General features: G+C 65.4%; 21 protein-coding genes. 13 read left to right on the plus strand and 8 right to left on the minus strand.

Annotated elements, in window-relative coordinates; genetic code table 11:
• Window positions 1-3 precede the first annotated feature (3 nt).
• Both ACOOGG_RS13640 and ACOOGG_RS13645 read left to right on the plus strand, forming a co-directional pair.
• Window positions 4-570 (plus strand): methylated-DNA--[protein]-cysteine S-methyltransferase, encoded by a 567-nt coding sequence (locus ACOOGG_RS13640; RefSeq protein ID WP_420435947.1) that lies wholly within the window; start codon window positions 4-6, stop codon window positions 568-570.
• On the plus strand, window positions 570-1,349 hold the full coding sequence (locus tag ACOOGG_RS13645; RefSeq protein ID WP_420435949.1) for an SDR family NAD(P)-dependent oxidoreductase: 780 nt from the start codon (window positions 570-572) through the stop codon (window positions 1,347-1,349). The genes ACOOGG_RS13640 and ACOOGG_RS13645 overlap by 1 nt, the downstream gene beginning before the upstream one ends.
• A 26-nt stretch (window positions 1,350-1,375) precedes the next feature.
• Here the strand turns inward: ACOOGG_RS13645 and ACOOGG_RS13650 are convergent, their stop codons facing one another.
• Complete coding sequence (locus tag ACOOGG_RS13650; RefSeq protein WP_420435951.1) at window positions 1,376-1,642, minus strand: hypothetical protein; 267 nt, start codon at window positions 1,640-1,642, stop codon at window positions 1,376-1,378.
• Window positions 1,643-1,866: 224 nt separating this feature from the next.
• Between ACOOGG_RS13650 and ACOOGG_RS13655 the strand changes: the two genes are divergently transcribed.
• From ACOOGG_RS13655 to ACOOGG_RS13675, 5 genes are all read left to right on the plus strand, one after another.
• Entirely contained in the window at window positions 1,867-2,685 is an 819-nt protein-coding gene (locus tag ACOOGG_RS13655) for an enoyl-CoA hydratase/isomerase family protein (RefSeq protein WP_420435953.1), read from the plus strand.
• A gap of 12 nt (window positions 2,686-2,697) precedes the next feature.
• The gene (locus ACOOGG_RS13660) at window positions 2,698-3,471 is read left to right on the plus strand and encodes an enoyl-CoA hydratase/isomerase family protein (RefSeq protein WP_420435955.1); all 774 of its coding nucleotides are present in this window, start codon (window positions 2,698-2,700) and stop codon (window positions 3,469-3,471) included.
• A gap of 65 nt (window positions 3,472-3,536) precedes the next feature.
• Complete coding sequence (locus tag ACOOGG_RS13665) at window positions 3,537-5,102, plus strand: acyl-CoA synthetase (protein WP_420435957.1); 1,566 nt, start codon at window positions 3,537-3,539, stop codon at window positions 5,100-5,102.
• A gap of 34 nt (window positions 5,103-5,136) precedes the next feature.
• The gene (locus ACOOGG_RS13670; protein WP_420435959.1) at window positions 5,137-6,735 is read left to right on the plus strand and encodes an MDR family MFS transporter; all 1,599 of its coding nucleotides are present in this window, start codon (window positions 5,137-5,139) and stop codon (window positions 6,733-6,735) included.
• Window positions 6,732-8,189 carry a cobyric acid synthase gene (locus ACOOGG_RS13675; RefSeq protein WP_420435961.1) on the plus strand — a complete coding sequence of 486 codons (1,458 nt, stop codon included), beginning with the start codon at window positions 6,732-6,734 and terminating at the stop codon, window positions 8,187-8,189. Before ACOOGG_RS13670 ends, ACOOGG_RS13675 begins: the two co-directional genes overlap by 4 nt.
• Before the next feature lie 19 nt (window positions 8,190-8,208).
• Here ACOOGG_RS13675 and ACOOGG_RS13680 read toward each other — a convergent pair whose 3' ends face one another.
• A complete protein-coding gene (locus ACOOGG_RS13680) occupies window positions 8,209-9,168 on the minus strand; it encodes a cyclase family protein (RefSeq protein ID WP_420435963.1) in 960 nt (319 codons plus the stop codon).
• Window positions 9,169-9,220: 52 nt separating this feature from the next.
• Between ACOOGG_RS13680 and ACOOGG_RS13685 the strand changes: the two genes are divergently transcribed.
• Both ACOOGG_RS13685 and ACOOGG_RS13690 read left to right on the plus strand, forming a co-directional pair.
• Window positions 9,221-9,976, plus strand: a complete 756-nt coding sequence (locus ACOOGG_RS13685; protein WP_420435965.1) for a glucose 1-dehydrogenase — start codon at window positions 9,221-9,223, stop codon at window positions 9,974-9,976.
• Window positions 9,973-10,377, plus strand: a complete 405-nt coding sequence (locus tag ACOOGG_RS13690) for a VOC family protein (RefSeq protein ID WP_420435967.1) — start codon at window positions 9,973-9,975, stop codon at window positions 10,375-10,377. The genes ACOOGG_RS13685 and ACOOGG_RS13690 overlap by 4 nt, the downstream gene beginning before the upstream one ends.
• A gap of 59 nt (window positions 10,378-10,436) precedes the next feature.
• On the opposite strand, the gene ACOOGG_RS13695 is transcribed toward ACOOGG_RS13690, so the two are convergent.
• The 5 genes from ACOOGG_RS13695 to ACOOGG_RS13715 form a co-directional block, all read right to left on the minus strand.
• On the minus strand, window positions 10,437-11,477 hold the full coding sequence (locus ACOOGG_RS13695) for a hypothetical protein (RefSeq protein WP_420435969.1): 1,041 nt from the start codon (window positions 11,475-11,477) through the stop codon (window positions 10,437-10,439).
• A 31-nt stretch (window positions 11,478-11,508) separates the two neighbouring features.
• Entirely contained in the window at window positions 11,509-12,369 is an 861-nt protein-coding gene (locus ACOOGG_RS13700) for a class I SAM-dependent methyltransferase (RefSeq protein WP_420435971.1), read from the minus strand.
• The gene (locus ACOOGG_RS13705; protein WP_420435973.1) at window positions 12,354-12,779 is read right to left on the minus strand and encodes a type II toxin-antitoxin system VapC family toxin; all 426 of its coding nucleotides are present in this window, start codon (window positions 12,777-12,779) and stop codon (window positions 12,354-12,356) included. The genes ACOOGG_RS13700 and ACOOGG_RS13705 overlap by 16 nt, the downstream gene beginning before the upstream one ends.
• Complete coding sequence (locus ACOOGG_RS13710) at window positions 12,779-13,042, minus strand: type II toxin-antitoxin system Phd/YefM family antitoxin (protein WP_420435975.1); 264 nt, start codon at window positions 13,040-13,042, stop codon at window positions 12,779-12,781. Before ACOOGG_RS13710 ends, ACOOGG_RS13705 begins: the two co-directional genes overlap by 1 nt.
• 72 nt (window positions 13,043-13,114) lie before the next feature.
• Entirely contained in the window at window positions 13,115-14,341 is a 1,227-nt protein-coding gene (locus tag ACOOGG_RS13715) for a cytochrome P450 (protein WP_420435977.1), read from the minus strand.
• A 153-nt stretch (window positions 14,342-14,494) separates the two neighbouring features.
• On the opposite strand from ACOOGG_RS13715, the gene ACOOGG_RS13720 reads away from it, so the two are divergent.
• A complete protein-coding gene (locus ACOOGG_RS13720; protein ID WP_420435979.1) occupies window positions 14,495-16,078 on the plus strand; it encodes a class I adenylate-forming enzyme family protein in 1,584 nt (527 codons plus the stop codon).
• Here ACOOGG_RS13720 and ACOOGG_RS13725 read toward each other — a convergent pair.
• On the minus strand, window positions 16,075-17,001 hold the full coding sequence (locus ACOOGG_RS13725; protein ID WP_420435981.1) for an NAD(P)-dependent oxidoreductase: 927 nt from the start codon (window positions 16,999-17,001) through the stop codon (window positions 16,075-16,077). The two genes, ACOOGG_RS13720 and ACOOGG_RS13725, sit on opposite strands and share 4 nt — an antisense overlap.
• 72 nt (window positions 17,002-17,073) lie before the next feature.
• On the opposite strand from ACOOGG_RS13725, the gene ACOOGG_RS13730 reads away from it, so the two are divergent.
• From ACOOGG_RS13730 to ACOOGG_RS13740, 3 genes are read left to right on the plus strand one after another with little or no spacing between them, the layout of a single operon-like run.
• Complete coding sequence (locus ACOOGG_RS13730; RefSeq protein ID WP_420435983.1) at window positions 17,074-18,303, plus strand: CaiB/BaiF CoA transferase family protein; 1,230 nt, start codon at window positions 17,074-17,076, stop codon at window positions 18,301-18,303.
• A complete protein-coding gene (locus tag ACOOGG_RS13735; RefSeq protein ID WP_420435985.1) occupies window positions 18,303-19,544 on the plus strand; it encodes a CaiB/BaiF CoA transferase family protein in 1,242 nt (413 codons plus the stop codon). Before ACOOGG_RS13730 ends, ACOOGG_RS13735 begins: the two co-directional genes overlap by 1 nt.
• Window positions 19,544-20,722 (plus strand): acetyl-CoA acetyltransferase, encoded by a 1,179-nt coding sequence (locus ACOOGG_RS13740; protein ID WP_420435987.1) that lies wholly within the window; start codon window positions 19,544-19,546, stop codon window positions 20,720-20,722. The genes ACOOGG_RS13735 and ACOOGG_RS13740 overlap by 1 nt, the downstream gene beginning before the upstream one ends.
• Window positions 20,723-20,725 lie beyond the last annotated feature (3 nt).

Below are 20,725 nucleotides of genomic sequence, written 5' to 3' on the forward strand. Positions count from 1 at the left end.
GCCATGTCTCCAACTGCACTGCTGACCCGCCCCGATTGCGCCCCATCCAAGGCCGACGACATCGGCGTTGCCCTGGGTTCGATGGACACCCCCATCGGGCAATTGAACATGGCCGCCACATCGCAGGGCCTGGTAAGGATCGGTTTCGGCTACATGGAAGAGATGCAGGACATGATGTCCGAACTGGACGAGCTGCCTCTGACTATGGGCCAGGGTGACCTCGGCTGGCTGGACGATCCCATCGCTCAACTCCGCGAGTACTTCGAGGGCGGCCGTCAGCGCTTCGATCTAACCGTGGATTGGCGGCTTAGCCATGGCTTCTACCGCCGGGTGTTGGATGCGCTGATGACGGTGGACTACGGCACCACCGTGTCGTACGGGGAGCTGGCCCGCATGGCCGGTTCATCGAGGGCTGCCCGTGCGGTGGGCACGGCCATGTCCACCAACCCCATCCCACTGGTCGTTCCCTGTCATCGGGTGGTGCGAAGCGACGGGTTGGTGGGGGAGTATGGAGGCCATCCCGATGTGAAGGCCTGGCTTATCGAGCACGAGCGTTCCAACCGAAGCTGATGGCTCGTCTCAGCAGGCTCAACCGGTCAATAGCCGGACGGGTGGCGGTGGTTACCGGCGCGGCCTCGGGCATGGGACGGGCCACCGCCTGGCTGCTGGCCGATGAGGGGGCCAAGGTGGCCGCGCTCGATGTCAACAGCGACGGGGCGAGCGAGACGGTTGGCGCGATCACCGAAGTGGGCGGCACCGCGACAGCAGTGGTGTGCGATATGGCCGACCACTTGGCCATCGAGCAGGCGGTGGCCCGGGTGCGGGCCGAGTTGGGGCCGGTGGACATTCTCATCAACAACGCGGGCGTGGCCGCAGGCGCCCCAGTGGACGCCGCCGGTTATGAGGATGTGTGGGCTGCGGTGCTAGAGGTGAACCTGGCGGCCCAGATGCGCTTGGTCCGGGCCTGCCTAGATGATCTGAAGCGCAACGGCGACGGACGCATCGTCAACGTGGCCTCCACCGAGGGGATCATGGCCACCTCCCACAACTCGCCCTACACGGTGAGCAAGCACGGCGTGGTGGGGCTCACCCGGGCGCTAGCCGTGGAGCTGGGCCAATATGGGGTGACCGCCAACGCGGTGTGTCCCGGCCCGATCCGCACCGCCATGACCGGGGACATCCCCGAAGAGGCCAAAGAGAAATACGCCCGTCGCCGGGTGCCTGCCCGCCGCTACGGCGACCCCGAGGAAGTAGCCCAGATCACCCTGTCGCTGGTGCTGCCCGCCGCCTCATTCATCAACGGCGCCGTGGTGCTGGTAGACGGCGGCCTCCACGCCAAGTCGAACTAGCCCGCATTCGGCGAGGCCAGCTGGGTTCAGGCGCTGCGGCGCCTTCTCTCGTTCCAGAACACGGCTTGGAGCTCGGTATCGTCGATGTCTTTCAAGCCCGCCTCTTCCTCGGTTTCCCAGAAGGAATGGGTCTCTACAAAAGTGGTGTATTCGGCCAGCGGTTTGGGCTCGGGCAGGTCGGGGACATTGCGGAAGCGGCCGAACAGATCCCGGCCCACCCCGGAGGCGCGCAGAAGATAGGCGCCGAGCAGATGCACGACGAGATAGGCCCCTAACGCGATCCCGATAGTCATGCTGGAACCTGGACTATAGATATGAACAGCTCTATTCACAACTGGCTCACAGGGAAATCCACAAGTAGCGGGGTCCTTGTCTATATAATTCTGTCCCCCATCAACCCCAACGGGTCGTTATCGAGTCCCTGACCAGGCAGTTCATGAAGGGGCACACTCCTGATCGGTGAAGGATGGCGACCGCAGTTCGGGGAGCGGCGTGAGGCAGTTCTATTGTGAGGCTTGTGTCCGGTCCATCCACTGTCACGGTTGAAGCGCCCGAGTCGGGCATCGCCCAGATCACCCTGTCGCGCCCGGAGCGGCTCAACGCTCTCAGCCCCGAGCTCGTCGCCAAGCTGCACAATGCCCTCGAAGATGTGGAGCGGGACCGCTCCAATCGGGCGGTGGTCTTGACCGGCGAAGGCCGGGGGTTCTGCTCCGGCGCCGACCTTAAGGCTGGGGGCGAGCAGGGCCTTGACGAGCCGCCCGACCGGAGCCGGGTGGGGGCCATCTACGACATGCAGCTCGACCTGGCCAACCTCATGCTCAAGATCTACGAGCTGCGGGTGCCGGTGATTGCCGCGGTGAACGGCCCGGCCGTGGGCGGGGGCTTCGCCATCGCCCTTCACTGCGATGTGCGGGTGGCCGCAGAGTCGGCCCGTTTCGGCTCGGTGTTCATCAAGGTGGGGCTTTCGTCGCTGGATGTGGGCAACAGCTACCTGCTGCCCCGGCTGGTCGGGGCCGGCCGGGCACGAGAGCTGATGCTCACCGGGAGGATCTTCGACGCGTCCGAGGCCGACCGCATAGGGTTGGTGTCCCGGGTGGTGCCCGACGGCCAGGTGGTGGAGGCGGCCATCGAGGTGGCCCGGCAGATCGCGGCCAACAATGAGTACGGGGTGTGGATGACCAAGCTGGGGGCCAACGCCACGCTGGACGCCCCCAGCCTGCGCCATGCCATGGAGCTGGAGAACCGCACCCAGGTGCTGGGCACGTTCACCGGGAACATGGCCGAGGCCTCCGAGGCATTCCGGGAGGGCCGCGAGCCCCGCTGGAACCCGCTGTAAGCTGCCGATTCGATGTTGGATATCGAAGACCAAGGTCGGGTGCGGCTGCTGACGCTGAACCGGCCCGACGCCCTCAACGCCTTCAGCGAGGCCCTCTATGACGCCACGGCCCAAGCGCTGATCGATGCCGCCGCCGACCCCGATGTTGCGGTGGCGGTGATCACCGGGAACGGGCGGGCATTCTGCGCCGGCACCGACTTGGTGGAGATGGGGGCCCGTAATCCCGGCGGGGGCGGCGTCGAGTCTGGCGAACATGGATTCGCCGGGTTGCTCGACCAGTTGGACTCGTTCCCCAAGCCGTTCATCTGCGCGGTGAACGGGCTGGCCATCGGGGTGGGTACCACCATGTTGGGGTTCGCCGATCTATCCTTTATTTCTTCTGAAGCCCGGCTGCGGTGCCCGTTCTCCAGTTTGGGGGTGGTGCCCGAAGCGGCCAGCAGCTACACCTTTCCGCTTCTGCTGGGCCGCCAGCAGGCCATGTGGACCCTGCTCAGCTCCGAGTGGATCAGCGCGCAAGAGGCCAAGGAGATGGGGTTGGTGTGGAAGGTGTGCCTGCCCGACGAGCTGATGGACACGACGATGGCCCACGCCCAGAAGCTGGCCGCGCTGCCGGTATCGTCGCTGGTGGAGTCCAAGGCGCTAATCACCCATGGCTGGCATGACGGGGTGGCCGCGGCCCGAGGGCGGGAGAACGCCGCCTTCTCCCGTTTGATGGGCGCACCGGCCAACGTCGAGGCCATCACCGCCTTCATGGAGAAGCGCCCCCCCGACTTCAACGGGCTGTAGCCACAGTTTCGGCCTGTCATCAGCCTGCGCCTACCATCCACGAGCGCGCGCCGATGGGAGGAAAAATGGCTGACACCGATGTGCTGGGGTTCTGGAAGATCGCCGAGGCTGACCCGCAGCGTCTGGCGGTAGTCGACCCCGATTACAACGAGATCACCTATGGGGAGCTGGCCGAGCTGACCAATCGCATCGTTCACGGCCTGCGGGCCGCGGGTCTGGCCACCGGCGACCAGGTGACCACCGTGCTGCCCAACGGGATCGAGCAGGTGGCCGTTTCCATGGCCGCCTACCAGGGGGGCTTCTACCTCACCACGGTGAACTGGCACTTGGCCGGCCCAGAGATCGCCTACATCGTCAACGACAGCGAGACCAAGGCATTCATCGTCCATGAGGACTTTGCCGATCAGGCCCTCAGAGTGCTGGAGGACAGCGACGTGCCGGCTGCCAACCGGTTCTCAGTGGGCCAAATCGACGGTTTCCGACCCCTGTCCGAGTTGGTCGACGCCCAACCCGCCACCCGGCCCGACGACCTCACCACCGGCTCGTTCATGTTCTACACCTCGGGCACCACCGGTCGGCCCAAGGGTGTGCGGCGTGCCCTTCCCGGCGTTCACCCCGATGAATCGGCCGCGGGCTCAGGAGGGCTGTTCATGCTGCTGGGCATCATGCCCCACGCCGACAACGTCCACATCACCCAGGCCCCGCTGTATCACACCGCGGTCAACATCTGGTGTACGACCTCGCTGCACATGGGGCACCCCGCGGTGGTGATGGGGCGTTGGAATGCCGAGGGGGCACTGGAGCGCATCGACCGCTACAAGGTCACCCAGAGCCACATGGTCCCCACTATGTTCCACCGCCTTCTCCAACTGCCCGACGAGGTCAAGGAGCGCTACGACGTGTCGTCGCTGCGCCGCATGATCCACGCGGCTGCCCCCTGCCCCATTGAGACCAAGCAGAAGATGCTCGACTGGTGGGGCGACTGCATCTGGGAGTACTACGCGGCCACCGAGGGCGGCGGCACCTATATTCCGCCCGAGGAGTGGCGCCAGTACCCCGGCACGGTGGGCCGCCCGTGGCCGGGATCGGAGGTCATCGTGGTGGACGATGACGGCAACCGCCTGCCCCCTGGCGCCAGCGGCACCATCTACATGAAGATGCCCACCGGCCAGACCTTCGAGTACTACAAGGACAAGGAAAAGACCGACAAGGCCCGCTTGGACCAGGAGTTCTTCACCGTGGGCGACGTGGGCTACTTCAACGACGACGGCTACCTGTTCCTCAACGACCGGGCCAACGACATGATCATCGTGGGCGGGATGAACATATATCCCGCCGAGATCGAGGGTGCGCTGCTCCAAAGCCCGCTGGTGGGCGACGCCGCGGTGTTCGGCATCCCCAACGAGGACACCGGCGAGGAGATCAAGGCGGTTATCGAGCCTGCGGCGGGGGTGGCCCCCGACGACGACACCCGGGGGGCCATCATGGAGTTCCTCCGCGACCAGATCGCCAAGCAGAAGTGGCCCCGCTCCATCGACTTCACCGACGAGATGCCCCGCGACCCCAACGGCAAGCTCTACAAGCGCCGCCTGCGCGACCCCTACTGGGAAGGCAAGACCCGAGCCATCTAGGCGGTGGACGGGATAATTTGTTGGACCGGATGAGATGAGGGCCCGGCTGTTCAATCCCGAGTTGGTGGAGCCCGAGGACCTCGCCCCCCGCCAGGTCCACATCATCATGGTCGCCCTGATGACGGGCATGTTCCTGGCCGCGCTGGACAACTCGGTGCTGGCCACTGCGGTGCCCACCATCGCCGGGGAGCTGGGCGGCCAAGACCAGGTGGCCTGGGTCATCACCTCTTATCTGCTCACCGGCACCATCGCCACCCCGCTGATCGGCAAGCTCAGCGACATCTACGGCCGCAAGCTGGTGTTCCAGATCACCATCGGGTTCTTCATCATCACCTCGGGGCTGGCCGGCCTGTCGCAAACCATGTTGCAGCTCGTGTTGTTCCGGGCGTTGCAGGGGCTGGCCGGCGGCGGTCTTCTCGCCCTGCCCATGGCCATCGTGGGCGACGTGGTGCCTCCCAACGAGCGGGGCCGCTACCAGGGCTACATTGCGGCCACCTTCGGCACTGCCAGCGTTGCCGGCCCGCTAATCGGGGGGTTCTTCGTCGACCAGCTGAGCTGGCGCTGGGTGTTCTATTTGAACATTCCCGTGGGCCTGGCCTCGATGGCGGCTATGGCCGCGCTGTTCAACGTGCGCCTCTCGATGGCCAGGCGGTCGATCGACTGGCTGGGCGCAGGGCTATTGGTGGCAGGGTTCGGTCCGCTTCTGGTTGCCCTCAGCCTCGGCGGCGACGAGCTGGGGTGGGGGTCGGCGGGAATGTGGCTGATCCTGGTGGCCTCTTCAGCGCTGTTGGCGGCCTTCTTCTGGTGGGAGACCAAGGCCGAAGACCCGATCCTGCCGCCTAGGCTCTACTCCAACTCCATCCTCGCCTGGTCGATGGTGGTGATGCTGTTCATCGGGCTGGCCATGTTCGGGGCCACCTTGTTCGTGCCGGTGTTCTTGCAGATCGTCACCGGGGTAAGCGCCACCGGTTCGGGGCTGAACATGATGCCCATGTTCATCGGCATCACCTTCACATCGATCCTGTCGGGGAGGCTCATTACCCGGTCCGGCCACTACAAGGGATTCGTGGTTCTGGGCACCACGCTCATGACCGTGGGCATGGCGCTGTTGGCCCTGTTCATGGAGCGGGACACCACCCAGGTGGAGGTGGGCCTGATGGTGTTCGTGATCGGGCTGGGATTGGGCATGACGATGCCGGTGCTGATCCTGGTAGTGCAAAACGCCAGCCCCCATCGCGACGTCGGCATGGTGTCGGCGGCCACCAACTTTGTGCGCTCATTGGGGGGCACAATCGGGGCCGCGGCCATGGGCGCCATATACGCCTCCGGTTTGGAGTCCGCCCTGGACGAGAAAGTGACCTCGGCCCAGCGAGCGGTTCTGCCCGACCCGAACAGCCTTTTGGGAAGTCCCGACCAGATTCGGGCCATCGAGGATCCCGCCACTCTGGAGGCGGTGCTGGACTCCTTTTTGGTGGGAGTGCAGCGCTGCTTTGCGATAGGGGCGCCGGCAATCGCCGCGGCGATTCTGGCCGCGCTGTTCATTCGCCAGATCCCCCTGCGCGGCCAAATCCGATCCGACGAAGAGCGCGCCGAGGCCGCCGCTCTTCGGGAAACGCCGTCTTCTGGCCTGTGACCAAAGCGCTGATGCTCCAGGGGACGGCTTCGGGCGTCGGCAAGTCTCTGCTCACTGCTGGGCTGTGCCGCCTACTGGCCCGCTCGGGGGTTCGCGTCGCCCCGTTCAAACCGCAGAACATGAGCAACGCCTCGGCTGCCTGTCTTTCTGGAGGCGAGATCGGCCGGGCCCAGGCCTTGCAGGCATTTGCCAGTGGCTTGGAACCGGCTGTGGACATGAATCCGGTCTTGCTCAAACCCGAAGCCGACCATCGAGCTCAACTCGTGGTCTCTGGGCAGGTTCGGGGGATCCTTATGGCCAACCGGTTTCGCGAGGATCGAGCCGAGTTGTTGCCTGAGGTGCTGGCCGCCTTCAACCGTTTGAGCCAAGAACACGAGTTTGTGTTGATCGAAGGGGCAGGATCACCGGCGGAACCCAACTTGAGGGAAGGCGACATCGCCAACATGGGATTCGCCCAGGCGGCGAAGGCGCCAGTCTGGTTGGTGGGCGATATCGACAAGGGAGGCGTATTTGCGTCCTTGCTAGGCACCATGGATGCGCTCGATCCGACAGATCGCCAGCTGGTCCAGGCTCTGGTCATCAATCGATTTCGGGGCGATGCCTCCCTGCTCGGCGACGCATGCGACTGGCTTACCGAGCGGACTCAGCGACCTCTGTTGGGCTGTGTGCCCTATGTTCACGATCTTGCCCTCCCGGAAGAAGATGCCCCTTATTCCTTTCTAGGGGGACGAGGCAGACATCACAGCGACGAGGACTCTTCGAAGTTGAGGGTAGGGGGAGTCTTCTACCCGAGGGCCAGCAACACCTCCGACTTGGATCCGATTGCAGACGACCCCAGAATCGATTTCTGCTGGTTGGCCGATCCCGATTCTCTATCTGGACTCGACTTGGCGGTGCTGCCTGGCTCCAAGGCGGTAGCCGGCGATTTGTCATGGCTTCGCCAGAACGGCTGGGTGGAGGCGCTAGAGCGCCATGTGCGCTACGGCGGTCGGGTCCTCGGTCTGTGCGGGGGATTGCAGATGCTCGGCCAGCGTATTCTCGACCCTCTTCGCATCGAGGGGCCCGCATATACCGACGGGCTGGGTTGGCTGCCGGTGGAAGCCGAGCTCAAGCAGGAAAAACTCGTCCGCACTGTCTCCGGGCAGGCTCGGTGGCCAGATAGGTGTGAATTCGCCGGGTACGAGATTCGCCACGGCGAGAGCCCGCAAGATCCGATGCTCTATCCCTTCGCCGCCCGGTCGGAGGACGGCCGGGTGATGGGAACCTATGTGCACGGGCTCTTCGACCTAGCTGAATATCGCCACGCAGTACTGGAGGAGTGGCTGGGATGGAAGGCAGACCCCGGTGAGGACCAGCAGGGCCGTTGGTTGCGCGACTTGGACCGGCTGGCCGACTCCCTATGCGAGAGCCTTGATCTCCGTATGCTTGAGGAGCAGGTTGGAAGGCTGTCCTGACTGCTCTGGCCACATCTCTCTACTTGATGGCCACCGGGTTGACGGGTGATCCCAGGCCGCCTACGAACGGCTGGGGCGAGGCCTCCAAGAAGAAGTCGTATTGGCCGTCGGCCGCGCAGTCGGCGGCCAGTTCTTCGAGGTCCCAGTTCTGTCCCTGGGTGAGGCCCATGTCAACCAAGTTGAGGCAGTGGATGGCAATGATCGCCCCCTCGAAGGCGGGGTCGTAGGGCAGTACTTCGAACACGATGTTGTCGGTGGCTACCGCAGCGATGTTGTGGTCGTAGAACCATTCGCAGGCGGTCACGCCGATGCCGGCCGAGCGCACGATCCCCATCTCGGGAATGGGCTCGCCGTAGTAGTTGTCGAGGTCGCCGGCCTTGGCGTAGGCGAACAAGCCGGTGCGAACCAAGATGATGTCACCGGTGCGGATCTCCACCCCTTGGGCCTCGGCCGCGTTGGTGAGGTCGTCGTAGCCGATGGCGTGGCCCGGCTCCAAAACGTCCACACCGTGGAGCTTGGCGATATCCAGCAGCACGCCCCGCCCGGTGAGGCTCTTGACCTGTTCGATGCCGCACACCGACGCCCCCCATTCGGTGATGGTGGAGGCGTCGTGGCCGTTGTATAGCTTGCCCCCGTACATGGCGTGGCATAGCCCATCCCAGTGGGTGGCGCATTGCAGGCCCATGGTGACCACGTCGTCGCTGGTGTGGAACATGTCGGGGTCGTCCAGCATGCCGTGGTTGAGCGACACCATGGTCTTGAGCGGGTTGACCCGGCCGGGGATGACCCCGGTTTGGAGGCCGTCTTTGTGCAGGGGATAGGCCAGCGAGATGCGCTTGCCGGTGCGGATGCACTGGGCTGCCTCCTTCACCACCTCATCGGTGAGGAAGTTGAGCGTGCCGATCTGGTCGTCTTCTCCCCATCGCCCCCAGTTGTTGATGCGGGCGGCGATGTCCAGGACTGATTGCGGGTAGGGCATGGCTGTGAACACTACTCCCCGCCGCAGTTAGCTGATCGGCTAGAACGTCGGCATGGGATGTCTTGATGGACGAGTAGCGATTGTGACCGGGGCGGCCCGGGGCCAGGGAGAGGCCGAGGCCCGGAAGTTCGCCGCTGAGGGCGCATTCGTGGTGATGGGCGATGTGCTCGACGAGCAGGGGGAGGCGGTGGCCGCTGATTTGGGCGACCAGGCTGTGTATCTGCGTCACGATGTGTCCTCGCCCGACGACTGGGCCCGGGTGGTGGCCACCGCAGTGGAGCATGGGCCGCTGCGGGCTCTGGTGAACAACGCCGCCATCCACTGGACCGCCCCTATTTCCGACGAGACCCCCGAGAGCCTGCGCCGTATCTGGGAAGTGAACTATTTGGGCACGTTTCTGGGCATTCAGAGCGTGGCCGATCCCATGGCCGAGGCCGGCGGTGGGGGGATCGTCAACATCTCGTCGATTGCGGGGATGGAGGGGATCCCCCACCACGCGGCCTACGGCGGCACCAAGTGGGCGGTGCGGGGGCTGACCAAGGTTGCGGCCATCGAGCTGGGCCCCAGAGGGATCAGGGTGAATTCCGTTCACCCCGGCCCGATCGAGACCGCCATGCTGTCGGCCGATCGCCACGGCCGTCCCGATCTGTTCGGCCACGTGCCGCTGCGCCGGGCCGGAGTGGCCGCCGAAGTGGCCGATCTGGCCTGCTATCTGGTGTCGGACGCGGCGTCGTACCAGACAGGCCACGAGTACATCATCGACGGGGGCTCCACCGCGGGTATCCCCTTGCGAACGGAGACATCATGAGCGTTGAGGGTTTCGACCATCTGGCCATCACAGTGGCCGACGTGGAGGCCACGGTTGCCTTCTACGGCCAGGTTCTGGGGGCTGAGCCCATGTACCTGGAGGAGTTCCGGGCCGGCAAGATGCCGATCGTGATGATGCAGGTAGGGTCCAACCGCATCAACGTGCATCCCGGTGCCGCCCCGGCCTCTCCCCACGCCCGACTGCCCACCCCCGGTTCGGTAGACCTGTGCTTCCGCTGGGGCGCAACCATCGCCGAGGCCCAAGCCCACCTGGCCGAACACGGCATCGAGGTCATAGAAGGCCCCGCCCCCCGCCCTGCCAGCAACGGCGAACGAGGCCAGTCCGTCTACTTCCGCGACCCCGACGGGAACCTCCTCGAGCTCCTCACCATCAAGGGCTGAAAAGTATCGAAAAAGGTGAGGAAAAGTAGCCTAAATGAGAATTGGTAGTGATCCGAGGTCTACCAAGTGCTTACGGTCTCCCGTAAGGAGGCGACATCTAATTCCCGGTCGTGGCACCACCACCAGGCGTAACTGCAACAGGCGGCGTCGGTCAGGTCGTAAGCGTCGGTGGCTTGCCTGAGGTGATGGACAGAGAGAAACGCCTCGGTGTGGGCATAGAGGACGACTCCCAGATCCCAGCGGTCATGATCGGAGCTGGCCCATTCCCAGGCATGGGCATAGGTGGCTGTTGCGAGGCCTCTCGCCGCGGGGATGACGCTGTCGTTCCAGTCGCGCAGGGCAGCTGACACCTGGTCGGCCTCCGCGACAGTCGGGTCGGGGAGATTCGGGTTGTCGCGGGCAGATAGGAAGGCGTGCAGCTTGGCGGTGTATTCGTCCTGGCTCACCGTCGCGTTCTCAAGGGCCTCGCTCAAGGCGCGTCGGGCTGAGACCAAAGATGGGGGAGCGTCAGGTGGTGGCCATAGCACCGGGACCGGAGCAGCGTGGGCCAATCCGAGGCCATGCGAGCTATAGGCCGAGGCATGGTGGGCGAACTCCATCACCGCGTGGCTGGCGTAATGCAGTCCTGAGGGCCAAGGAGGTCCGTCCTTGCACGCCTCGGATAGGTGAATGCTGTGGTCGAACAGGATTGGGTCTGGGGGTTCCGGCATATCGGGGTCGTTGCCGCATTCATCAAGAGCCATGTCCCACAAGACTGGATATGCGTCTCGGCATATCTCGTCATCTCCGAATGAGAATGACAATCTGCCGACCATCTCTCCCAGCAGCTCCCCGGCCAAGGCCACGCCGAAGTCATGGCCCCCTGATCCCGTCTCCGCGACGAGGAGGGCTTTCGGGTCGCAAATCGGGGGAAGACAGTCAGACCCTCGACCTGTCAGCTCCAGCAGCCTTTCGCAGGCATAGCCGACCTTGTCGGGCCACTCTGTTCTGCTGCGGTCGGCAAATGAAGCAGAGGCAGCTGCCTTCGCAGCCTCAACCAACCACTTGGGCCGAGATGGCGAGTCGAAAACAGGGAGGATTCTTGGTGCAGTGTCGATCATGCACGCACCCTAAGCAGGGGGAGTGACAGTTTTAGGCTGGCGGGCAGACGCCGATTGTCTCGCCGTTTATCCAGGCCCAGAAGCCGTCGGGCTGCGCTGCCCACTGGCGGAAGGCGTCGGAGATCTCTTGCAGTTCGTTCCGGGTAGCGAACCCGTTGCTTATCGCATGGTTTGCGAAGTCGCTGTCGATCACCCGCACCGCCCACATCTCGCCCCAAACAGTCCGACCCTCTTGGTCGGTATGGGCGGTGGTGCTGGCGGTGGTCTCGACATTGGTGAAGCCGGCCTCGGCCACCCACGAAGGCAGGTATCGACCGGCGTCTGCCTCGCCGCCGTTGGCGGAGGCGACCTGGTGGTACAGGTCCCGCCACCGCTCGATGGCCGGGAACACGGGGGCGTGGACCATGGTTTCGTAATCGGAGTCCCGCACCGCCACGATTCCGCCCGGACGCAGCACTCGCCGGGCCTCCTTCAAGGCCCGGACCGGATCGGAGAGGTGCTGGAGCACCTGATGGGCGTACACCACGTCGAAGCTCTTGTCGTCCCACGGCAGTTCGTAAACCGAGCCCACCTCGAACGATGCGTTGGCCAGTCCGCACTCGGCGGCGTGGGCCCGGGCTGCATCCACCACCTCAGCCGACATGTCCAAACCCACCACGCGGCTAGCGCGGCGGGCCAGGCCAGTGGTGATGGTGCCCGAGCCGCAACCGATGTCGAGCACTTCGGCATCAGGCCGCAGTCGAGGTAGCAAGAAGGCGGCGCATGCCTCGGCAGTGCGCCGTGAGTGCCACCCCACGATTACTTGGTGGTAGCCGTGGGTGTAGCGCTCTCCGCCGGAACAGGCAGTGTCTGTGTCTGAGATTGGCTGGCAGTCCGTCATGCCTGCGTCCACGGGTTCAAGACCTGAAGGCTGTCGAAGCGCTCGAAGTCGCTGGAGTTGCGAGTGACGATGGCCATTCCGTTGGCCATGGCCGTTGCCGCAATCAGTGCATCGTTGACGGGAGCAGGGTTGGGGACATGAAGTGCCGCGGCCAGACGGGCGACCGTGGCATCGATGGGCAGGATCCGCTGCTCGAATGCGCGGTATACGTCGTTGTCGAGCCAGTTTCTCAGCGTTAACCCTGCGGCTGGGTCACGGCGCTCAGCCAAAAGCACACCGTGCTCCAATTCTTGAATAGTGATAGCCGAGATGTATGTGAGGCCGGTTGCTACCCGGCGGGCCCAAGCCGCAACCCCTGGATTGGCTTTTCCGGTTCTGACCTTGCGAATTTCGGAGACGATGTTGGTGTCGAGCACGTACATCAGTCGAAGACGGCGGGCTTGCCCGTATCGTCAAGCTTGGGAAACTCCAATTCGATGTCGCCTACTCCGGGGGTGAGGCTCAACAAGTCGACGAGGCTTGGCTGATCGTCGAGAAGCTGCTGGTAGTGGTCGTAGCTCATAAGCACGAAGGCAGGTCGGCCTCGGTCAGTAATGTAAACCGGTCCGCTGCATGCCGCTTTCTTGGCATTCCCCGTGCCCTGGTTGAACTCTCGACTGCTCATGCTGGTTGCAGCGGCGGGCATCAGCCGGACCTCCTTATTTGTAACAACGTTACTACATCATAGCCTGCTAAGTACCAGGCTGGTTGCCTTTGGTCAGCCAACGGGTTCAGGGGTCAAGAAGGCGTCTAGGCGGTCGGGTCCATTGGCCCAGAACACCGAGGTCTTCTTGCGGACGCAGCCGGGGGCGAGCTCAGCGGTTGCCACCCGGTCCAAGAACACCTCAAGGGCCACCCGGCCCTCAAGGCGGGCGAGGCTGGCGCCGGGACAGATGTGGGGGCCGCCGCCGAATGCGACATGGTCTTTGGGTCGGTCCCGGTCGAGCCGGAATGCGTCGGGGTCGTCGAAGTAGTCCTCGTCTCGGTTGGCCGACGAGACGCCGAACACGATCTTGTCGCCAGCCTGCATAGGCGCGCCGAACACGTCGGTGTCGGCGGTGCAGTCTCGGATGAGCATGTGGGCCGGAGAGTCGATCCGCAGAGACTCTTCCACTGCTCGTTCGCACAGGCTGCGGTCTGCCTTGAGGGTGGCGAAGAGCTCGGGGTCGCCGATGATGCGCCACAAAAGGTTGCCGATCAGATGCCGGGTGGTCTCGTTGCCCGACATGATGAGGAAGGCAAGCTGGGTGCGGATCTCCACGTCGGTGAGGCGGTGGCCATCTATCTCAGTGGTGATAAGCCGGGTAACCAGGTCGTCGGGGGCCTCGTCGCTGGCCCGCCGCTCGGCGATCAGCGCGTCGATGTAGGCGGCGAACTCGGGGTGGGCGCCGGCCAGGCCCTCGCCTCGCTCGTTGCGGTTGGTGCGGGAATAGGTGCCGGTCACCACCTCGTCGGTCCAGATGTGGAACTGCTCCCAGTCTTCGGCGGGCACGCCGATCAGGTGGGAGATGACGTTGATGGGCACCGGGGTGATGAACTCGGCTACCAACTCGCCGCGGCCCCGCTCCAAGATCGGGTCGAGATATTGGTGGCAGAGATCTCGCACGAACGGCTCGGCCCGCATCGACTTGTGATGGGCCACGGTGGCGTTGATGATCCGCCGCACTTTGCCGTGGCGCGGCTCGGGGATCTCGCTGATGAGCTTCTCCTCCTCGGGCACCACCACGCCGGGATCGCGGAAGCTGGACACGAAGGTCTCCACATCTCTGGTGGCGGCCAGCACATCGTCGAATTTGGTCAGATACCAGCCGGTGGGGGTGCGGGCCACCGGGCACTCTGCTCGCAGGTCGGTCAGCGTGTCGTGGGGAACCTCTTCGGGATAGGCGAAGGGATCGAATGCCCCTTCCGAATCGGTGTCGGGGAGCGGATCGGACGTCAAGCTCATGGCCCTATGGTGCCACGTTGCCGCGGGCCGGGCTGAAGAGTCCGGCAGCTCCGCTCACGCGACGGCGAAAACGGCGATGCGGGTCCACTGGTTGGGGTCGTCCTCGTCTACATCGCCGTAGATCGGCCGCAATCTGAATTCAAGCTCTGAGATATGGCCGTCCAACCGCCGCTGCTCCAGCCACTGGTCGAAGCCGAACTCCTCGAAGTGGGCGGAGGCCGGATCGGTGTCTGTCGCCCGGTATTGTGCCCGGCGATGGAGTTGGTGATCGGCTCGGTGTTCGACAATGCGGCCACGGCGGTGCCTTCTCGTCCCGCGGCAGTGCTCGGCGGGCAAGCGATCTCCTATGGAGAGCTCAGCCGGCGAGCCACCCAGATGGGCCATGTATTGGCCGGGATTGGGGTGAGCCGGGGCGACCGGGTGGTCACTTGGAGCGACAACAACCTGGAATCGGTGGCGCTGTTCGTGGCGCTGGCCCGCATGGGGGCGGTATTCGCTCCGGCCAATGCCCGGCTCTCGTCTGATGAGGCGGCCGAGATGGTGGGGCTGGCCCGTCCCAAGCTGCTGGTGGCCGGTCCTGGTCACGCCGAGGCCGGCCAGGGTGTGGCCGATGCGGTGGGGGTGCCTCTGGTGCGGCTGGGCGGGAAGGGACCGGGGCTCGACTTGGCGGCCGAGGCCCAGTCGGCTTCCCCAGCGGCTCTGCCCCCGTCGGGTGTGGGGGAGGACGACCCCCATGTGGTGTTCTTCACCAGCGGCAGTACCGGCAAATCGAAGGGCGTGGTGCTGTCGCACCGGTGTAACTGGCTGCGCACCCGCACCCCTGCACTGCTTGAGCCCCGAGGCGCCACGGTGTGCATGTACCCGATGTTCCACATGGGAGCCTGGACCATCGCGCTTCAGGCGTGGCAGGCCCGAGGACAGGTGGTGTTCACCGACCGGGCCGAAGCAGATGTGCTGATTGACGCAGTGCAGGCCCAACAAGCCGCCTATATGAACTGCATCCCCGCAGTGTGGCGCCGAGTGCTGGAGGCCAACCGGCACCAAGACATGGCCTCGCTGCGGTTCGCCACCTCGGGCACATCGGCCACCCCGCCGGAGCTGCTGGCCGACTTGAAGGCCGCGTTCCCCAACGCTCATCGACGGGTGTTCTACGGTTCCACCGAAGCCGGATCGGTGACCATGTTGGACGACGCCGACATGGAATACCGGCCGGGGAGCTGCGGACAGGCCCATACCGGTGCCGAGGTGCGCCTCGACCGGGGCGAGCTTCAGACCCGCTCTCCGTTCATGTTCGACGGATACTTCGACAACCCCGAGGCCACTGCCGAGGCATTCACTGACGACGGCTGGTTCCGCACCGGCGACCTGGCCGAGGTGGACGGCGACGGCTTCTACTCCATCACCGGCCGAGTCAAAGATGTGATCCGCACCGGCGGCGAGACGGTCTCTCCTGCCGAAGTTGAGAGCCATCTGGCCGACATTGCTGGCGCAGCCGAAGTGGCCGTGGTAGGCATCCCCGACGACCGCTGGGGCGAGGTGGTGTGCGCCGTCTTCGTGCTGGCACCGGGCGCGGCCCTGCCCACCCCCGACGAGGTGCAAGCCCACCTGAGCAATCGACTGGCCCGGTACAAGCACCCCCGCCGCACCGAGGCCATGCCCGCCATTCCCCGAACCCCCGCCACCCTCCAAGTCCGCCGCCGCGACCTGGTAGCGGCCATATTGGCGACCGGCAGCTAATACTCCTCGTCGGGGTTGACGATTCCATAGAGGGGGAGGCCGGAGAGGCGTCGCTGGAGGTTTTCGGCGAAGGGGGTAATGAGCAGGTCCCAGGAGTCGGGCATGCACCAAGAGACGTGGGCGCTGAGTCGAACCTGTGGGTGGCGGTAGAGCCAGTGGCCCTCGGGAAGGGGCTCGGGCTCCACGGTGTCGAGCGAGGCTCGGGCGATGTGGCCGCTGTCGAGCGCTGCCCGCAGGGCGTCTTGGTCGATGAGGTCGCCCCGGGCGATGTTGACGATATGGGCCCCCGGTTTGGCCGCGGCCAGTGCATCGGCATCCAGCAGATGTCGGGTGGCCGCAGTGGCCGGCGCGGCCACCACGATGTGATCTGAGCGACCCAGCAACTCGGTGAGCGAGCTGGCGATCTTCACCTCCTCCATAGGGGAGGGCGCGGCGGTGCGGCGAATGGCGGTCACCGTCATGTCGAAGGCCAGGGCCCGGCGGGCCACCGCAGTGCCGATGCCGCCCAGCCCGATCAAGCCCAGCGTCTTGCCGTAGAGGGCGCCTAGATCGGCGGCGAACCACCGCTCAGGGGGACTGCTCAGCCAAGTGCCGGGCAGGTCCTTCTCAAAGGCCAGCATCATGGCCAGGCACCACTCCGAGATGGCGATGGCCCCGGCCCCTCGCGAGCAGGTCATCACCCGGTCGCCCAACAGCTCTAGCGGGAACCCGTCGATCCCGGTGCTGGTCACGTGAACCCACTCCACGCCGCGGTCCAGGAGCTCAGCCAGATTCGGGTACCCCCGAGGGATGGTCAGAAGCACGTCGCCGGAGGCATCCTGCGGGATGTCGCCCTGGTGGGGCACATACACGAACTCCACAGTGCCGAATCGCGCGATGACAGGATCGAGCCGCCCGTCTTCCATGTGGTGTAGCACTCGCATGGGCTGAAGCCTAGAGACTGTCGGCATTTCCCGACTCGGTTGCCGCCGATTCCGACCGCGTAAGGTCTGGCCGTGAAATCTGAGGCTTTGTCGCATATCCGCATCTGCGATTTCACCGGACAGCTGGCCGGAGCGGGCGCCACCCGGTGGATGGCCGCCTTCGGCGCTGAGATCATCCGGATCGAGGATCCGGTGCGCCTGGGCAAATGGGATGTGCTCCGGGGAACGTCCCCGTTCGTGGACGAGCGCCGGGGCCACGAGTTTGGCGGGTGCTTCAACAACCACAATGTGGAGAAGCTGGGGGTCACGCTCAACCTCCGCACCGAGCGGGGCAAGGAGCTGCTGACCGAGATCATTGCGGTGAGCGACGCCGTCACCGAGAACTTTGCCGCCGGGGTGCTGGAGCGACTCGGTTTCGGCTACGACCGCCTGAAGGAGATCAAGCCGGACATCTTGTATGTGTCCAATTGCGGGTTCGGCCATGTCGGCCCCTACCGCAAGTACAAGACATGGGGGCCGATCGTGCAGGCCTGCTGCGGGCTCACGTTCTCCTCCGGGCTGCCTGACATGCCCTCGGCCGGGTGGGGCTACTCCTATATGGACCACCACGGCGGCAATTTCATGGCCATGGCCATCATGGCCGGGCTCATCCACCGCAGCCGCACCGGCGAGGGCCAGTGGATCGACATGTCGTGTACCGACGCCGGGGCCACCATGCTCGGCCCGGCGGTGCTGGACTACACGGTGAACGGGCGACCGCTGCGGCGCGACGGAATGCCCTACTCCAATCGCAGCCAGCACCCGGCCATGGCTCCCCACGGCATCTACGAGGCCGACGGGCACGACGCCTGGCTGGCCCTGGCCGCTCGCGACGACCGCGATTGGCAGGCCATCGCCGGGCTCATGGGCATCGACGACCGCCGGTTCGACGACCTGGCCGGTCGACTGGCCCACGAGGACGAGCTAGACGACGCCGTTCGGGCGTGGACGTCGGGTCGGGACCGGTTCAAGGCGGCCGCCGAGTTGCAAGCAGCGGGAGTGCCCGCCGCCGGGGTGGCCAAGCCGGTGGACCGGATCGACAACGATGCGAACACCGAGGCCTGGGGGCTGTGGCCGACCGTTGCCCACGGAGAGATGGGCCGTGTCAGGGTCGACGGCATCCCCGCCCATTTCTCAGAGACCGACTGGGTGCTGGAGCGGGGCGGACCTCTGTTGGGCCAGCACAATCGCCAGGTTCTTGGGGGGCTGCTCGGCTATTCCGATGCTGACCTGGCCGACCTGGGCGAGGAGGGGGTGATCTGATGACAGGAAGCGATCTGCCCGGCGCTCTGGCCGGAATCCGAGTGGTGGAGCTGGCCGGGGAGGCCTCGGCCTATGCGGGGCTGCTGCTGGCTGGCATGGGGGCCGAGGTCATTGTGGTGGAGCCTCCCAGCGGCCACCACACCCGGGGATTCGAGCCGTTTGTCGACGACGAGCCTGGCTTGGAGCGCAGCCTGTGGTGGTGGCACTACAACGCCTCCAAGCTGGGGGTGACTCTGGATCTTGAGGAGGAAGGCGGTCGAGACCGCTTCCGGTCGCTGGTCGGCACCGCCGATGTGGTGTTGGAGTCGGAGCGACCGGGACGATTGGGCGACCAGGGCGTAGACCATGACACGTTGCGAGCCGGTCATCCTGAATTGATCTGGGTGTCGCTGACCCCGTTTGGCCGCAGCGGGCCGCGAGCTCAAGACCAGAGCGTCGACCTCACCGTGCTGGCCGCCGGCGGACCGGTGTGGAGCTGCGGTTACGACGACCATGCCATCCCGCCCCAGCGGGGCGGCGGCAACCAGGGCTACCAAACCGGCTCGGTGTTCGCGGTGCTCTCCGCCCAAACCGCGCTGTTGGCCCGAGACCGCACTGGCCAAGGGCAGTTCGTGGATGTGAGCCTGCACGCCGCCGCCAACGTGACCACCGAGTTTGGCTCGGTGCAATGGCTGGTGGCCGGCGACGAAGTACAGCGCCAGACTGGGCGCCACGCGGCTGTCGAGCCCACCACCTTCACCCGGGCGCTGTCGGCCGACGGCATCGACGTGAACACCGGCTTTCCGCCCCGATCAGCCCGGGACTTCTCGGTGGTGGTGGAGTGGATGGAGAGCCTGGGGTTGAAGGACCAATTTGATGAGTTCTTCTTCTTGGAGATGGGCGCCCAGCTCGAAGAGGACCTGCACCTGTCCCAGGTGGGCCAAGATCCCGAGGTGACCGCCATGTTCGGCGCCGCCCGGGAGGCAGTCCGATTCATCGCCCAGAACATCACCGCCCATGAGTTCTTCATCGGTGCCCAGGAGCGGGGCCTGGCGGTGGGCGTCATCTACTCGCCCGAAGAAGTGCTGGCCGACGCCCATTTCAAGGAGCGGGGCTTCCCTGTGGAGGTGGAGCACGAGGACTTGGGCCGCAGCTTCACCTACGTGGGAGCGCCGTACATAGCCCCCAAGTCCCCCTATCGCATCCGCCACCGTGCCCCCCATGTGGGCGAGCACAACCAGATCCTCGAGGCTCTCAGCTGATGGCTTCCCGACACCCGGTTATCTGCGGCATCGGCCTTAGCGACTATCCGGTGGTGCCCCATATGAACTCGGTGCAGCACCACGCCTTGGCCGCCAGACGGGCTATCGCCGACTGCGGAATCGCCAAATCGGCCATCGACGGGTTTGTCAGTGCCAGTGGCGGCGGTCCGGGAGCTGGCGACGATGCCGTATCCATGGCCGAATACCTGGGGGTGAACCACCGCTACATCGACGGGACCATGGTGGGAGGCTCGTCGTTCGAGTTCCACGTGCAGCATGCCGCCGCCGCCATCCGCGAGGGGCTGTGCGACACCGTGCTGGTTACCTACGGCTCCGACCAGCTCACCCGGATGGGCCGGGTGCTCGGCACCGGCGGTTTTCAGCGCGACGCCCAGCCGGTAGCCGGGGCCATGCAGATGGCTACGCCCTACGGCCTGCCCCTGGTAGGCGCCTATGCTCTGGCCGCCCGCCGCCACATGCACGAGTTCGGCACCACGTCAGAGCAACTGGCTGAGATAGCGGTAGGGGTTCGGGAGTTTGCCGGGCTCAACCCTGATGCCCGCTACCGCGATCCGATCACCGTGGACGACGTCATTAACAGCCGCATGATCGCCGATCCGCTGCACAAGCTGGACTGTTGCGTAATCACCGACGGCGGCGGGGCACTGGTGATGACCACCGAGGAGATCGCCCGCGACCTACGACAGGCCCCTGCCTATGTGCTGGGGGCGGCCGGCACCCAGACCCACTGGAACATCCACCAGATGCCCGATTTCACCGAGATGGGCGCCGCGGTCTGCGGACCGGAGGCGATGGGCCAGGCCGGGGTGACACCGGCCGATATCGACACCGCCCAGCTCTATGACAGCTTCACCATCACCGTGCTGTTGATGCTGGAGGGGCTGGGATTCTGCGGGCGGGGCGAGGGTGGCGCCTACGTCGAGGAGGGCCACCTGCGACGGGGCGGGTCGATGCCCACGAATACCGATGGCGGGGGACTGTCGTCCAACCATCCCGGGATGCGGGGCATTTTCTTGCTGATCGAGGCGGTACGCCAGCTCCGGGGCGCCGCAGGTGAGGCCCAGGTGCCGGACGCCGAGGTGGCTCTGGCCTGCGGCTCCGGCGGCTGGCTCTCGGCCATCGGCACCGTCATCTTGGGTAAGGACCGGCCGTCATGAGGG

It is taken from the genome of Candidatus Poriferisocius sp., assembly GCF_965214065.1.
GTDB lineage: Bacteria > Actinomycetota > Acidimicrobiia > Acidimicrobiales > Bin134 > Poriferisocius.